This window comes from Mucilaginibacter achroorhodeus (assembly GCF_007846095.1).
Classification (GTDB): domain Bacteria; phylum Bacteroidota; class Bacteroidia; order Sphingobacteriales; family Sphingobacteriaceae; genus Mucilaginibacter; species Mucilaginibacter achroorhodeus.
The window spans coordinates 850280-865436 of the sequence record NZ_VOEI01000002.1; the positions used below are offsets into that span (position 1 = coordinate 850280).

A 15157-nucleotide genomic window follows, 5' to 3' on the forward strand; every position below is an offset into this window, starting at 1 on the left:
TTATATAAAGATCTTTATACAAGCGCGTGTTTTTAACGGTTACATCAAGCACCGCACCTATGCGGTAAAACCGCCCGGTACGTTTCGCCGCAATTCGGCCTGATAAATTAATTTTACTAAATAATTGGTCTATAATTGAAGCGATTGGTCGCTTTAATGAAAACACGTTTTAAGAATACTTATTAAAACACCTTTTCTATATACAAATATGTAGCTCCTTTTCCTGATAAACTATAGCCAACCCTTCTTTGAAAAAAAATATAACTTTTTTGTTACTTAATATACTGATTTTTAAATACTTAATATTTATAAACACATGAAAAATATAAGCGTTTATGAACCAAAAAAGGCTTTTTTTAAAGAAAAATGAGGCTTAAATAGTTATTAAAGTAACAGAAATGCTACAATTTTGAATGCGTTATTCAATGCTATCTACTGCTTTGATATCCATTATCCGTTGTTCAAATAATTCCGGATTTTTTGCTTTGGCTTTAATGCGCATTTTATAAACGTAGATGGTGTTTACCGAGTATTCGAGTATTTTGGCTATTGTTTCGTTATCGCTGATGCCCATGCGGATGAGTGCAAATATCCTTAGGTCGGTATTCAATACCTCGTGCTCATGCGGCCATATCTGATCTTTCTCTTCAAACTGAGAATTAAAAACGGCAACAAAATTTGGGAAGATCTTAAGGAATATATGGTCGAAGCTGTGGTATAATGCTTCGCGCTCTTTTTTAATATTTACACCGTTGATAATTGCACGTATCTCGTCATATTTTTTGATGGAAAGCTTGGTTTCTACCGATACCTTAAGTTTTTCTATGTTAAGTATATAACCGGATATGATCTTAAAAAACTGCCCTATGTATTCTTCTTTTATCCTCGTATCCTCAACCAATTGATTATTTACACTTTTCAGGAGTTCATTCTTCTCTTCGATTATACGCTCTTTTTGCTTTAGCTTCTTTAACTGGCTGTATATCATCAACAGGAAAATGATAACCATCGATGCAAGCGCCGCTATCGCCCCCAAATAAGCAAGTATTGTTCTTTTCTCACTTTCGGTATTATTTAACTCCTCGGCAGCAACTACTGGCAGTATGGCACCTATTTGTATTTTACGTTGCCTTGCACCGTAATAGTCGGCATCGGCTTTGGCTAACTGTATAAACTCATAAGCATCTTTTACGTTGCCTGCCTTATAAAGCTGTTCGGCAAGCGTGAAAAGCGCTACCGTCTCTTTAGTAGAAGACCGCACATCTGCGATTGCCGATCGCAAAAGCATCTCCAAACCTTTCTCCTTTTCGCCATTGCTAACATATATTAAACCCAGCGAACAAGTTATCATGGCCCTAAAATGCATGGATATGGGGACGTTAGGTGCAACCAGCTTCCCTAATTCAGCAGAACCCTTTGCATTATCGTTATTGCCAATATGTTTTAACCCTTTGTAGTAAATATTTTCTGCCGAACCGGGCGCAGTTAAATTTATGGCGGAATCTATGTAGGCGTTGGCCGCTTTAATGTAGTCTGGAGTAAAATACTTATCACTATTATACTTGGCCAGATCGCTGTTACAGCGGTACATGATAAAATAATACTCCTTACGCATGCTATCACTAAGCAAACCGGAGTTTATCATTCGCATACTATCAAAGGTCTCTTTGAACATGCCTGATGAAAGCAGGATAAACCCAAGCTTTATTTGGCTGTAGTAAGCCCTGGACATATCATTAATGGAGGTACTGATGTCCCTTAACTTGTTTACGTAAACGTATGCCGAATCATACTGGTAAGATTTGTACTCCTCATATAAAGCCAACGCCAGGTTATATTGCTTAAGATGGTCGGTTATCGAGGTCTGTTCATATTGCTTTCTTAGTTTTTCGATCCGGGCTTCTTTAGCGTCGTCATACGCTTTCTTTTTGCCCAGTTCATTTTTAAGTACTTTAAGCAAACTATCTGCATGCTGGCAGTATGCCATTACAGGAGTAACAAGAGATGCAACAAGTAATAACCTGAAAAACAGTTTCATATATATAATTGGCGGCGGAAAGTAATATCTGCGTTTAAATGGTTGCAAACGGCATTTCCCAATCGTAATAATAACAAATCTGCCCCGAATTAATTCACAACAAAACGTTTTTATTAAAAAGTAAATAAAAAGGCCTGTGCCTTTCAAATTAGGCACAGGCCACTATCATGGTTGTTAAGATTATAGTAATTTCAATTGCCAGGCTTAGCGATTAGTAATCCGCAAGTATGATTATGTCATCACTTATCGGTTCAATCTTTTCGCGGCCTTTTAAAAAGCTTAAACCTACTACAAAGCTAAAACCGGCCACCTCGCCACCCATTTCTTTAATAAGTTCGCTGGTTGCGGTAACGGTGCCACCGGTGGCCAGCAGGTCGTCATGTATCAGTATCCTATCACCTTTTTGAAAAGCATCGGTATGTATCTCAATGGTAGCCGTGCCGTACTCTAACTCATAAACTTTTTGGTTTACCGAATACGGCAGTTTACCCGCCTTGCGCACCGGAATAAACGGTACACCCAGCTTTGTTGCCAACGATAAACCAAACAAGAAACCACGGCTTTCTACACCGGCAACGGCATCAATGCCCATATCTTTCACCTTCTCTGTAAACGCGCTATTAATATTTTCACAAAGCACCGGGTCCTTAAGTATTGGGGTTATGTCTTTAAAAATTATTCCCGGCTTCGGAAAATCAGGTATGTCGCGGATAGCTGCCTTTATCTGTTGTTCTATCATTTAAAAACTAAATAAGGTTCAATTTTACGCAAAATTTGGGCATCTATAATGGCAATATTGCTTAAATCATCCATCCCGCTGTAATTCCCATGCTGGGTTCGATATTCGATAATGGCATTAACTTGTTTGTAGTTAAGGTATGGCATCAATCTTAATTGATCAAAGGTTATAGTGTTAATATTGATCTTGCGTACCTTCTTCGGTTCAACCTTTACCTGGTTTTTTATCTCCGCGTACTTCAGCTCATCAAGCCCATACACCTCTTTCAACTGCTCTTCGTTTACAAAGCCTCCTAAGCGCTGCCTGTAATTGATAATGCGCTTGGCAAAGGCGGGACCAATGCCCTCTAAATTTGTAAGTCTGGCAGAGTCTGCTGAATTAAGTTCAACTATGCCTGCGGGCTTGGCTGTTTCTTTATCTATGATAATAAACGGGGCCAGTCGGGCGTAATCAACCTTGGTTAAACCATAGATCTTTTGCAGGTCCTCCGCCTTACGGAAGTGACCGCCTTTAGTGGTGTAGTTTTTGAGGATCTGCGCCTGTTTTGCAGTTAAGCCAAGTTTTTGCCAATCGGCATAAGTGGCACTATTGGGGTCAAATTTAAATAAGGCTGTGGGTGTGGCAGCTTTCTTTTTTTGAGGATTTGCCTTTTCAAGTTCGGCCACAGCGGCTGCAAAGGCCTTTTCATTAATTGTAGTATCTTTGTGGAAGCCTTGATAAATGTATGGCGCTGCTAAGACCAACGCTATTATTATCAGCAATATCAACAAACCGTTCCATTCTTTTTTTGTGATGGAAAATTGCTCCTTAAGCTGCGGTTTCATGTATTGTATAAGGTTAATAAGCCGTTAAAATAGTAATTTTAAGATATTTTTAAGCGTTACCCCTAACAAATGAAAATAATAACCACCGAAGAGTTTGCTAAAGCCACTAAACTGGATAAACTGAAAATGCCCGGGCTGGCAGCGCTGTTGATGGAAGTGATGAAGATAAACCAGGTTAATGAGCTTTTTGCTCAGGCACAACCTAAACAAGGCCCCGAATTTGTGGATGCCATTTTAAAAGGTTGCGGTATCACCATTGATTTTGATGAAAGCGAATTAAAACACCTGCCCAAAGAAGGTGCCTTTATAGCCATTGCCAATCACCCTTATGGTGGTATCGAAGGTATGGTATTGCTTAAAATATTAACCATGGCACGCAGTGATGCTAAGTTAATGGCTAACTTTATCCTTAAAAAGATACCCAACCTGGCTGATTATTTTGTGGCCGTAAACCCCTTTGAGAATGTAGAACATTCATCAAGCATCAGCGGATTAAAGACCACTTTAGAGCTGTTGAACAACGGCACACCTATCGGTATTTTTCCTGCCGGTGAGGTTTCTACATTTAAGGTAGAGAAACGTGAGGTTACAGACAGGTTGTGGCACCCGGTTGTTGGCAAGATCATCGCTAAAGCAAAAGTACCCGTTGTGCCTATTTACTTTCATGGCAACAATGGCCTGCTGTTTAACCTGCTGAGCATGATACACCCTACCCTGCGTACGGCTAAGCTACCATCAGAGTTATTTAACAAACAGGGCCATACCATTAAGCTGCGTATTGGCAAGCCTATAAAGTTTAATGACATACCTGATAACAACAACAGTGGCAAGATATTAAACTACCTGCGCGCCAAAACTTACGCCCTTGGTGCCGGTTTGGAAGAGGAAAAAAAGATCTTTAACCCTCGTAATCTTTTTAAGATTAAGAAACTGCCCGAGGCGATAGTCCCTGAAACACCGGCTGAAAAACTGGAAAAGGAAGTAGAGCCACTGCGCGAGAATTACCGCGTTTGGGTTGAAAAAAACTACGAGGTTTTTATTGTACCTACGTCAGAGATACCCTGCATCATACGTGAGATAGGCCGTTTACGTGAGATCACCTTCCGGGAGGTTGGAGAAGGCACCAACAAAGCTACCGACCTGGATGAGTATGATATTTATTATCACCACCTGTTTATTTGGGATACCGAAGGTAAAGCCATTGTAGGCGCATACCGTATAGGCCTTGGCGACGAGATTTTCTACAGCGTTGGTAAAAAGGGATTTTATATCAACGAGCTGTTTAAACTGAAGGAGCAATTTACTCCTGTATTAAAAAAGAGCCTTGAGCTTGGTCGTTCATGGATTCGTAAGGAATACCAGCAAAAGCCGTTGCCATTGTTCCTGCTTTGGAAAGGCATTTTAAAATATTTGATAGATAACCCACGCTACCGTTATCTGATAGGGCCGGTAAGTATCAGTAATAATTTTTCTGCGTTCAGTAAATCGCTGATAGTGGATTACATTAACCGCAACCACTTTGACCATGATATGGCGCAACTGGTTAAGCCCCGTAAAAAATTCAAGGTTAATTTTGAGAACGTAGATACCGATGCACTTATGGCAGCCAGCGATTCATTCAAAGGCCTTGATGCACTAATATCCGAGGTGGAAACACACAGCATGAAGATACCGGTGTTGCTTCGCCAATATATTGGCCTTAACGCCAAGATCATCAGCTTTAACATCGACCCCAAATTTGCCGATTGCCTGGATGGCTTCCTGGTTTTAGACCTGCAAAAAGTACCGCAGGACATGTTGGAGAAGTTAGGTAAGAATTTATAAAACAAGAGAGGCGGTGCAAAATGCATCGCCTCTCTTGTTTTACATTCATGCGAGCGTAGCGTGGCAATCTCCAAGGACCAGCATCGGGTCTGCCTATGAGATTGCCGCGTCGCTGCCGCTCCTCGCAATGACATTGTCGGTAAGATAAGTCTTATTATACCCTTATATAGATCTTCTTCTCATCCAATATCTTACCTACACACCAGCATATCAGCATATAGCATACAGCGAACAGCAATGAGCCTATTGCGCCGGGGGCTATCTTTTGGAAGAAAACATTGTTTACCCACCCTACTGCATTAGTGTCGCCAACTTTTATCATCCACAAAGAGATGATCAAGACCTCAGATAAAATATAGATAGCCAGTGGGTTTTTACCTACCGTAGTAAAGAACGATGTCCACTTGCCCCTGCTTGCCCGTACTTCTACCAGGTAGATGAGCGCTGAAATGATAACCATATCTAACCCGGTTGTAAGCAGTGTGAAAGGGCTTGTCCAAAGTTTTTTACCGATCGGGAAAACCATGCCCCAGCAAAGCGCCAGGAATATGAATAATGCGCCCATTAAAGTTAAACGGGCAATGGTTTCGTAACTTTTACCTTTTTCCTGGATAAATTTACCTGCGTAGTACCCTACAATAACATTAACAATTGCCGGTAAAGTGCTTAATATCCCTTCAGGATCAAAAGGAACACCTTCCCCGTGATAAAGGTGATCATCACCCATTACAAACTTATCCAGGTAAGTACCTGCGTTTGTCAGCATACCGAAAGGTGCCGATGGATCGCCGTAAATAAGCAGCAATACCCAATAGCCAACCAGTAAAAACGCGCTGATGATAAATATGGAAGTGCGGTTCTTTACAAAGTAGATAATTAACGACGCAAAAATGTAACATAAGCCGATGCGCTGCAGTACACCTAAAATACGTGTATGGCTTATCGGCCTAAAAACCCATCCTTCAGGGGTATGGTTAAAGAACGGGAACCATGACATCAGATAGCCGATAAGGCATATTAATAGCCCTCGCTTTAATATCCGGTAGATAACATCACCGGTGCTCAGGTTGTCAAACTTTTTCATGGTAAAGCTCATGGCATTACCTACCGCAAACAAGAACGACGGGAAAACCAGGTCGGTAGGTGTAAAACCAAACCAGGCGGCGTGCTCAAGCGGTGAAAAAGGCGTTGCCCCGCTACCGGGCGTATTAACAATGATCATGAAACAAATGGTCATTCCGCGGAATACATCCAGCGCGAGAAACCGTTCGGGCTTGTGGGTCATAGTGGGTACAATAATTTATAACAGGGTAAGCAATTGGTATCACAATATATGATTTAATCCTGCTGACTGCAACTTACTTTATAAACTTTTTTAAGAAGTTTATAAACCCTATCTCTCGGCAAATGTTACTATTTTTGAACGATGCTCACCATGACCAACCATACGCTTGAGAAATTGGAGCTACTGCTGAAAAGCAGCGGTTACAAGGTGAGGTATGAAAAGGGCAATTTTAAAACCAACGCCTGCCTGCTGCAGAACAGCAAGGTGGTAATGGTGAACAAATTTGCCAACCTGGAAAGTAAAATTGCTGCGGTGGCAGAGCTTGCCCGCACGCTGGAGATAGATTACAACTTGCTCGACGATAAACAAGCTGCATTTTTACACCAACTTAAACAAACCCAACTGCAGCTGTGATAATCACTTTTTTAGGAACCGGAACCTCGCAGGGTGTACCCGTTATAGCCTGCACTTGCGACGTATGCCTGTCTGCAGACAAGCACGACAAGCGCCTGCGCACCTCTATTATGATAGAAGCCGAGGATAAAACGATCGTAATAGATTCCGGACCAGATTTCAGATACCAGATGTTGCGTGAGCATGTAATGACGTTGGATGCTATTGTATTTACCCATGAACATAAAGACCATGTGGCAGGCATGGATGATATACGCGCGTTTAATTATAAACAGCAAAAGGCTATTGATATTTACGCTACCGAGCGTGTGCAGCAAGGCCTAAGGCGGGAGTTTTCGTACATCTTTGATAGTTTTAAATACCCCGGCATCCCGCAGGTAGAAATGCACACTATAGATAAGGAGACATTCAACATCGGCAGCGTGCATTTTACCCCAATAGAGGTGATGCATTACAAATTGCCGGTTTTGGGCTTCAGGATAAAGGATTTTACCTACATCACTGATGCAAAAACGGTATCAGATACTGAAAAGGAGAAAATAAAAGGCAGTAAAATACTGGTAATAAATGCGCTGCAGAAAGAAAATCACATCTCGCATTTTACCCTTGATGAAGCGATAGCCTTTGCAAAAGAAATAGGCGCTGAAAAAACCTATTTCACCCACATCAGCCATCGCCTGGGAAAACATGCCAACGTAAACCCACTATTACCTGCCGGCATTGAACTGGCTTACGACGGACTTAAAATCGAAATTTAATCAACATTATTTTCATCTAAACCGCGGCCGGTTTTGTGCTGCAGTTCTTCAATCCGTTTTGATGCATCTGCCTTGCTCAGCGTTTCGTCAAACTCCTCGCCTGCTTCATCAGACAAAGTTTTAAGGTAAGAGTGCTGTGCGCCGGTCATCGGTTCGTGCCCGGTTGTCCACTCATCAGGGTCTTTAACTGTATTTGATCCCTTTATGCCATTATCAAATTCTTCGTTGGTGTTATTTTTATCGGTAGCCATAACAAATCGTTTTTATTAAATAACCTGTTCCTTAGCTAATTGTTTTAGCAATCTTACTTCAACGCTATGTAAACAATATCATTTAAAATGGCAACGTAGGGGTTGCTGCCCGATGCTTTTCGTAATTGCAACCTGCCACGAACGGCCATGCGGCTGCCGTTGATGGTTATAAACTGCCCGTCGCTGGCTTCAAAGAAACCTTTATGCGTTTGACTGTTATATAAGGGACAATCCGGAGAGAAATTTATCCAGAACGCGTGTTTAGCGGCCTTATCAGAAAAGGTGCTGTCGTTTACAATAGCCGACAGGTTTTTCCCTTGCTGATATGTGCCTTCTACCTCTACAAATTTACCGTTGTAATATTTAAGACTATCCATTAAATGGCGGTAAGTAGGTTTGCTGCAATTGATATCAGTGATGCAATCGCTGGTAAAAACCTGTGGCTTTTGCTTGCTGCATCCCACAGCCATCAGTACAAAAAATGCAGGTATAAGAATTTTCCAACTGCGCATAGTTAAATGTAAGTGTTTTAATCAGTTAAACACGCACGGTAACAACGGTTTTACGTGTGTAGCAATTTTGTAACAAATTGCTCATTAAACATTATCTTAACCTGCTTTAGATAATTTTGCCCAATCATATACGGAGATGAAATTTTATAGCTTATTACTGCTGGCAATGCTGGCATTCTTCACTTGTTCGGCACAAAAGGTTGTAGATACCGTTCAAAAAGTTATTCCCGGCAGGGAAAACAGCAAAGCACAGGAAAAAAAACCTTACGTGATTCTGATCTCTGCTGATGGCTTCAGGTATGATTTTGCCAAACGCTACCATGCCGATAACCTGCTGCGCCTGGCCGGTGAAGGCGTAAGCGCATCGTCAATGATACCATCTTACCCTTCGGTAACCTTCCCTAACCACTACGCCATTGTAAGCGGCCTTTATCCATCGCATTCCGGTTTGGTAAATAACGTTTTTTATGATCGTAAGCGCGATGATCGTTACTCCATGAACAACAAAGACAAAGTGGCTGATGGCTCATGGTACGGCGGTTCGCCATTATGGGTGCGCGCAGAGCAGCAAAAAATGCTTTCTGCAAGTTTTTACTGGGTAGCATCAGAGGCAAAGATAAAAGGCATACAACCAACCTACTATTACGTTTACAACGATAAAATAAACATCCACAACCGTATACAGGCAGTTGTAGACTGGCTTAAGCTGCCGGCCAACAAACGCCCGCATTTTATTAGTTTTTACTTTCCGCAGGTTGACCATGCCGCACACTTGCACGGCCCGGAATCACCGGAGACTGAGCATGAAGTGCATTTTATAGATTCAGCCGTAAACGAGCTGCAAAAAGCTGTGAAAACCACCGGGCTTAAGGATGTGAACTACATTTTTGTATCAGACCACGGCATGACCAGGGTTGATGATAAAAATCCGCTCAGCATCCCGGCATCTATCGATACCTCAAAATATGTTATCTCAGGCGATGGGATCCTGGTTGAGCTTTATGCTAAAAATAAAGGCGACGTTTCAGCAGCGTATAATGCGCTTAAAAAAGAAGCTAAGGATTACGATGTTTACCTTAAAACCAATACGCCTGCCCATTTACACTACAGCGCTGCCGACGACTGGCAAAACCGCATAGGTGATATATTGCTGATACCACGCTGGCCCAGGGTTTTTAACATTTGGCACAGTGGAAGAGAGATCCACCCCGGCTGGCACGGTTACGACCCGGCTTTAGTAAAAGACATGCACGCTACGTTTTTTGCCTGGGGGCCGGCATTTAAAAAACATTTAAATATTGTACCTTTCCAAAATGTATCTGTATTTAACCTGGTGAGTAACATCCTTGGGATAACACATACCGATAAGATAGATGGCACTGATGACCTATCGAATAAGGTGCTTTTAAAACCAACTAAACAATAAATGAGATTTTACTTAAAACTATTGGTATTGCTTGTATTGCCTGCGGCAACTATGGCACAAAACCCTGCAGTGGTTAAAAAACATGCCCAAACAGTTGCCAACGCGCTAATCAAAGGCGATTACCAGACCGTAGTAGCACATACCTATCCCAAAGCCATTGATATTGCGGGTGGCAAAACCAAAATGCTGCAAATGCTATCAACCGGTTTATCGCAAATGAAACAGCAGGGCTTTAGCTTTGAAAAAATAAATATAGGCGAACCCGGCAAGTTCTATAAAGCCGGCAAAGAGATCCACTGCCTTGTACCGGAAACTATTGTGATGAAAACCAAGCAGGGCCGTTTCCAGGGTACCAGCAACCTGCTGGCCGTAAGCGGAGACCAGGGCAAAAGCTGGACTTTTCTTGACCTAAACCAAGGATCTATAAAGGCGGTGGACCAGATCTTCCCGAATTTTAATCATAGCCTTACTATTCCACAGCCACAGCAGCCAATTAAACTGTAAAGCTATGCAAAAGTACCATATTGCGTATTTGCTTGCCCGCCTGCCAATTGCTTTCAGCATGTTTGGCCATGGCCTGGTGCGCATTCCAAAACTGGAAAAGTTTAGCGCAGGTATGGTTAAATCTTTCGCAGATACAATGCTGCCGGCAGCGCTGGTACAACCGTTTAGTTATGTATTGCCGTTTCTTGAATTGATAACGGGGTTACTGCTTATTGCCGGCTTGTTTACCCGTTTTGCTAACATATTAGGCGTGGCCATTATGCTGGCGCTGATATTCGGATCGTGCATGCAGGAACAATGGAACAGCGTTTTTACGCAGATAATTTACGGCGCTTATTTTGCGTTGTTGTATTTATTTGCAGATCATAATAAATTTTCGCTCGATAACTTATTCAATACCCATAAAACTTCAATTGCCGGATGATCAGGCTGCTTTGCCTTTGTGTTGTACTTTTTTGTTCTGTTACCACTTATGCGCAAGACACCGTATTGGTAAAACGCCTGGCAGATAAGTTTGCTAAGGCTACCTTTAACAGTGACTTTAAAACGGTGTTAAGCCTGAGCTACCCGCCGCTGGTAAAATTATCGGGAGGCCGCGATACCATGGAAAAGATAATGCAGGAACGTACTGCAGAACTAAAAGGCCGCGGTGTGATGCAGTTTGATGGTTGGGTGAATGCACCCGGCCCGTTTTACAAAACAGGCGATAATGTTCATGTGCTTTTCCCCGAGACAGTGGTAATGAAAATGATCAATGGGCGGTACATCAGTCACTCTTACCTCTTAGGTATATCCGAAGATAAAGGCAAAACCTGGACGTTTATGGACGTTGGCAATATGCCGGCTAACGTACTGCAGCACCTGCTGCCTGATCTGAGTAGTGAGATGCAGATACCACCGCCAACTAAACCAACGTTTTTCCCGAGCCAGATCCAGTAGCATAAAACTTGGACTTTTTACCTTGTAAATGACAGTTGTTTGGGTGATAATTGTTTAATTTGTTTAAAACCAACAATAGCGGCATGCCCACTCCTATCCCAAAGAAGATCTTCAGCCGCCGGCACGAGATATTTGCCGATTTCATGCGCGAGTTGGATAAGCATCTTGATGATATTTTGAGTGAGCGCACAACCGAGATGTTTGAGATACGCGACCTTGCCGAGATCTTACACATCCACCCTACTCATTTAACAAATACCATTAAGCAACTTACCGGTAAATCGCCGTGCTGGTATTTTGAGGATAAGCTGATGAGCATTGCCAAAGAGATGTTGCAGCAAAATATCCCGGTAAAAGAGATAGCTTTTAAACTTACGTTTGATGCATCTAACTTTACCAAATTCTTTAAACGCTTTGAAGGCATCACACCCAAAGAATATAAAGAGCGGTTGATGCTGCAAGCAGAAGTAGTTGAAGGCTGAGCATCACTTTGCGGTTAAATTTACAAACCCGCAAAATCCGTTTATCTTTGATTTTCATTAAAAATTATGGCTACAGAAGTTAAGTGCCCAAGCTGCGGACATGGCTTCCCGATTGAGGAAGTAATGGCCGAGGAATATAAACAGCAGCTAAGGCTGAAGATGCAGGATTACACCCGCCAGAAAGAAGAAGAGTTTAGAAAAAAAGAGGAGCAGTTTAGTAACCAGGCACGCCAGCAGCAGGAGCAATTTGAACAGCGCCTTGCCGGCGAGAAAAAACAGTTGCAGCAGGCCCTTGAAGAAAACCTGCGCAAAAGTATATCTGCAGATTTTGAAACGCAGTTAACCATGCTGCAAAACTCTGTAAATGCCAGTGCTGAAAAACTGAAAGAATCGCGCCAGAAAGAATTGGAGTACCTGCAACGCGAACAGGCACTTAAACAAAAAGAGGAAGAGATGGAAGTTGCCCTGCACCGTAAATTGCAGGAGCAGCGCGCTGATATTGCTGAACAGATACGCAAACAGGAAGCCGAAAAGCATAACCTTAAGGATACCGAATACCAGTTGAAGGTTAAAGAACTTGAAAAGCAACTGGAAGACCAGAAACGCCTGGCCGATGAAATGAAACGCCGGGCCGAACAAGGCTCAATGCAGTTACAGGGCGAAGCGCAGGAACTGATACTGGAAGAACAACTACGCAACTACTTCCCGTTTGATATGATTAGCGAGGTTGGCAAGGGCGTACGCGGTGCGGATTGTGTGCAAACGGTACGTAACCAATTTGGGCAGGAATGCGGCCGCATCATCTACGAAAGTAAACGCACTACCGCGTTCTCTAATGAGTGGATAGAGAAATTAAAGAAAGATATGCGTGCCATGGGGGTTGATGTGGCCGTTATTGTTACGCAATGCTACCCCAAAGGCATGGATTGCTTTGGCGAACGTGATGGCGTTTGGATCTGCAGTTTTGACGAAGTAAAAGCTGTTTCCTATATTTTGCGTGATGGCGTTATAAAGCTGGCCAATATGGCCAAAGCGCAGGAAAACAAAGGCGACAAAATGCACCTGCTTTACGATTACCTCACCAGTAGCGAATTTTCTGAGCAATGGAAGGCCATAAGGGAAGGGTACATGAGCATGCGCCTCTCTATCCAAAAAGAACGCGATGCCATGGAGAAAATGTGGAAGGCACGCGAAAAGCAATTGGAAAAAGTTTTACTGAATGCCGCACACATCAAAGGATCTATTGAAGGTATAGCCGGTAATGACATGATCCAGCTAAGTTTGGGCGATGAAGATGATACTTTGCTTTTAGATTAGTTATTGAAATTTTGTTCTAATTAAATTTTAGAAATTAATTTTCTTAGAAATAAAAATCTTCATTAATTTTACGCATCCGATGGTATTTTAACTATCGGGGTCACTAAATTATGTCTACAACTACAGGAGTTAATAAAGTCATTTTATTGGGAGAAGTCTCTTCGCTTCCCGTTACCAAAAACGCTAATCATAATACGGGCTACTGGGCCTTTACTGTTGCTACGCTGGAAATGGTTAAAAAAGGCCGCGATAAGACGGTGCACACCGAAAATCATCAGATAAAAGTTACTGCAGATATCTCCCAATATGTTATTGAAAGACTGCAGCCGGGTAATAAGATCTACATCGAGGGCCGAATAGAGACATCTTCTTTTGTTGATAACAAAGGCATTAAACGTTATGATACTTGCATTATAGCAACCAAAATCGAGTTTCCTGAAATGGCTATTGCCAGCTAACGCTTGTCGCTTTACATTTTCATAACATGGCTGTTTTGCTGAGGTTGAACAAAAACCGTAATTTTGCCGTTCATTGTAAGGAGAATTCCTTAGCGTTTTATGTCAGATATTACCACGTTGTCGCAGCAAGCCCTGCAATTATTGCAGCAGCTTATCTCAACACAGTCATTTAGTAAAGAAGAAGATCGCACTGCCGATCTGATAGAGCAAACCCTAAAAACCCACGGTGTAGGAACGCATCGTAAGCTCAACAACATCTGGGCCTGGAACAAGCATTTTGATGCGAGCAAGCCAACTATTTTGCTTAATTCGCATCATGATACGGTTAAGCCCAATAGCGGTTACACACGCGACCCTTATGACGCCAAAATAGAAGATGGCAAACTTTACGGCTTAGGCAGCAATGATGCCGGTGGTTGCCTGGTATCACTTATCCACGTTTTCCTTTACTATTACAATCGCACCGATCTTAAGTACAACTTTTGCCTGGCTACCACTGCCGAAGAAGAAATCTCAGGTGTAAATGGCCTCGAATTGATCATCCCCGAATTAGGCGAATTGAGCTTCGGCATTGTAGGCGAACCAACGCTGATGGAACTTGCCATTGCCGAGCGTGGTTTAATGGTATTGGATTGTACTTCATTTGGTATAGCAGGCCATGCCGCCCGTGAAGAAGGCGATAATGCCATCTACAAAGCATTAAAAGATATCGAATGGTTCCGCAATTTCCGTTTCCCTAAAGAATCGGAAGTTTTTGGGCCGATAAAAATGTCGGTGACTATTATCAACGCCGGCTCGCAGCATAATGTGGTACCTGCTACTTGCACCTTTACCGTTGATGTTAGGGTAACCGATGCTTATCGTAATGAGGAAGTATTAGAGATCATCCGCCAACACGTTAACTGTGAGGTTCGCCCGCGCAGCATTCGTTTAAAACCGTCATCGATAGATAAAAATCATCCGTTTGTACAAGCTGGTGTAGCATTAGGCCGTAAAACTTATGGTTCTCCAACAACTTCGGACCAGTCTTTATTGGATATCCCAAGTATTAAAGTTGGCCCAGGAGATTCAGCGCGTTCACACTCTGCCGATGAATTTATTTATGTGGATGAGATAGGCCACGGCATTAAGCTGTACATCAAAATGCTTGATGGGATAGTTTAACTACAGATCAATAGCTCTTGTACGTTTGCGTTTTACGTAGTTGCGAATATCTAAAACGATGCCGGCGAAGAAGTAAAATACCAGCGGGAAGCCCACCGCCAAAAACGATGAGTAAATAAAAAACAACCTTATTTTGGCGATAGATATATTTAAACGCTCGCCAATGTAAGTGCATACCCCAAAAGAGTAGCGCTCAAAAAAGGTGATTATCCGTTGTAGCAT

General features: G+C 42.4%; 18 protein-coding genes. 11 read left to right on the forward strand and 7 right to left on the reverse strand.

Annotated features, from left to right (window positions below; translation table 11 throughout):
* Window positions 1-418: 418 nt before the first annotated feature.
* The 3 genes from FPZ42_RS09660 to FPZ42_RS09670 all read right to left on the reverse strand — a co-directional run bounded on the left by FPZ42_RS09660 (window position 419) and on the right by FPZ42_RS09670 (window position 3601).
* On the reverse strand, window positions 419-2038 hold the full coding sequence (locus FPZ42_RS09660; RefSeq protein ID WP_146270738.1) for a DUF6377 domain-containing protein: 1620 nt from the start codon (window positions 2036-2038) through the stop codon (window positions 419-421).
* Window positions 2039-2249: 211 nt separating this feature from the next.
* Window positions 2250-2777, reverse strand: a complete 528-nt coding sequence (locus FPZ42_RS09665) for an adenine phosphoribosyltransferase (protein WP_146270740.1) — start codon at window positions 2775-2777, stop codon at window positions 2250-2252.
* Complete coding sequence (locus FPZ42_RS09670; RefSeq protein ID WP_146270742.1) at window positions 2774-3601, reverse strand: helix-hairpin-helix domain-containing protein; 828 nt, start codon at window positions 3599-3601, stop codon at window positions 2774-2776. The genes FPZ42_RS09665 and FPZ42_RS09670 overlap by 4 nt, the downstream gene beginning before the upstream one ends.
* Window positions 3602-3670: 69 nt before the next feature.
* Here FPZ42_RS09670 and FPZ42_RS09675 point away from each other — a divergent pair, with 69 nt between their 5' ends.
* Complete coding sequence (locus FPZ42_RS09675; RefSeq protein ID WP_146270744.1) at window positions 3671-5425, forward strand: lysophospholipid acyltransferase family protein; 1755 nt, start codon at window positions 3671-3673, stop codon at window positions 5423-5425.
* 154 nt (window positions 5426-5579) lie between these two features.
* On the opposite strand, the gene FPZ42_RS09680 is transcribed toward FPZ42_RS09675, so the two are convergent.
* Window positions 5580-6710, reverse strand: a complete 1131-nt coding sequence (locus FPZ42_RS09680; RefSeq protein ID WP_146270746.1) for an acyltransferase family protein — start codon at window positions 6708-6710, stop codon at window positions 5580-5582.
* Between the two features lie 150 nt (window positions 6711-6860).
* Between FPZ42_RS09680 and FPZ42_RS09685 the strand changes: the two genes are divergently transcribed.
* Both FPZ42_RS09685 and FPZ42_RS09690 read left to right on the forward strand, forming a co-directional pair.
* Window positions 6861-7124, forward strand: coding sequence for a hypothetical protein (locus FPZ42_RS09685; protein WP_315898392.1), 264 nt, complete (start codon window positions 6861-6863; stop codon window positions 7122-7124).
* Window positions 7121-7882, forward strand: a complete 762-nt coding sequence (locus FPZ42_RS09690; protein ID WP_146270749.1) for an MBL fold metallo-hydrolase — start codon at window positions 7121-7123, stop codon at window positions 7880-7882. The genes FPZ42_RS09685 and FPZ42_RS09690 overlap by 4 nt, the downstream gene beginning before the upstream one ends.
* Here the strand turns inward: FPZ42_RS09690 and FPZ42_RS09695 are convergent.
* Together FPZ42_RS09695 and FPZ42_RS09700 are read right to left on the reverse strand one after the other, a co-directional pair.
* Window positions 7879-8133, reverse strand: a complete 255-nt coding sequence (locus FPZ42_RS09695; protein WP_146270751.1) for a DUF3072 domain-containing protein — start codon at window positions 8131-8133, stop codon at window positions 7879-7881. The genes FPZ42_RS09690 and FPZ42_RS09695 overlap by 4 nt on opposite strands.
* Before the next feature lie 53 nt (window positions 8134-8186).
* Window positions 8187-8645, reverse strand: a complete 459-nt coding sequence (locus FPZ42_RS09700) for a hypothetical protein (RefSeq protein ID WP_146270753.1) — start codon at window positions 8643-8645, stop codon at window positions 8187-8189.
* A 136-nt stretch (window positions 8646-8781) separates the two neighbouring features.
* Between FPZ42_RS09700 and FPZ42_RS09705 the strand changes: the two genes are divergently transcribed.
* From FPZ42_RS09705 to FPZ42_RS09740, 8 genes are all read left to right on the forward strand, one after another.
* The gene (locus FPZ42_RS09705; RefSeq protein ID WP_146270755.1) at window positions 8782-10071 is read left to right on the forward strand and encodes an alkaline phosphatase family protein; all 1290 of its coding nucleotides are present in this window, start codon (window positions 8782-8784) and stop codon (window positions 10069-10071) included.
* Window positions 10072-10575 carry a hypothetical protein gene (locus FPZ42_RS09710; protein ID WP_146270757.1) on the forward strand — a complete coding sequence of 168 codons (504 nt, stop codon included), beginning with the start codon at window positions 10072-10074 and terminating at the stop codon, window positions 10573-10575. It abuts the gene before it with no gap.
* A 4-nt stretch (window positions 10576-10579) separates the two neighbouring features.
* Window positions 10580-10999: a DoxX family protein gene (locus FPZ42_RS09715; RefSeq protein ID WP_146270759.1), complete on the forward strand. Its 420-nt coding sequence runs from the start codon at window positions 10580-10582 to the stop codon at window positions 10997-10999.
* Window positions 10996-11514 carry a hypothetical protein gene (locus tag FPZ42_RS09720; RefSeq protein ID WP_146270761.1) on the forward strand — a complete coding sequence of 173 codons (519 nt, stop codon included), beginning with the start codon at window positions 10996-10998 and terminating at the stop codon, window positions 11512-11514. The genes FPZ42_RS09715 and FPZ42_RS09720 overlap by 4 nt, the downstream gene beginning before the upstream one ends.
* Before the next feature lie 83 nt (window positions 11515-11597).
* Entirely contained in the window at window positions 11598-11996 is a 399-nt protein-coding gene (locus FPZ42_RS09725) for a helix-turn-helix domain-containing protein (RefSeq protein WP_146270763.1), read from the forward strand.
* Window positions 11997-12062: 66 nt separating this feature from the next.
* Window positions 12063-13313 carry a DUF2130 domain-containing protein gene (locus FPZ42_RS09730; RefSeq protein ID WP_186458733.1) on the forward strand — a complete coding sequence of 417 codons (1251 nt, stop codon included), beginning with the start codon at window positions 12063-12065 and terminating at the stop codon, window positions 13311-13313.
* A 110-nt stretch (window positions 13314-13423) separates the two neighbouring features.
* Window positions 13424-13771, forward strand: coding sequence for a single-stranded DNA-binding protein (gene ssb / locus FPZ42_RS09735; protein ID WP_146270765.1), 348 nt, complete (start codon window positions 13424-13426; stop codon window positions 13769-13771).
* Window positions 13772-13870: 99 nt separating this feature from the next.
* Entirely contained in the window at window positions 13871-14935 is a 1065-nt protein-coding gene (locus tag FPZ42_RS09740) for a M20 family metallo-hydrolase (RefSeq protein ID WP_146270767.1), read from the forward strand.
* Here FPZ42_RS09740 and FPZ42_RS09745 read toward each other — a convergent pair whose 3' ends face one another.
* The gene (locus tag FPZ42_RS09745) at window positions 14936-15157 is read right to left on the reverse strand and encodes a PspC domain-containing protein (RefSeq protein WP_146270769.1); all 222 of its coding nucleotides are present in this window, start codon (window positions 15155-15157) and stop codon (window positions 14936-14938) included.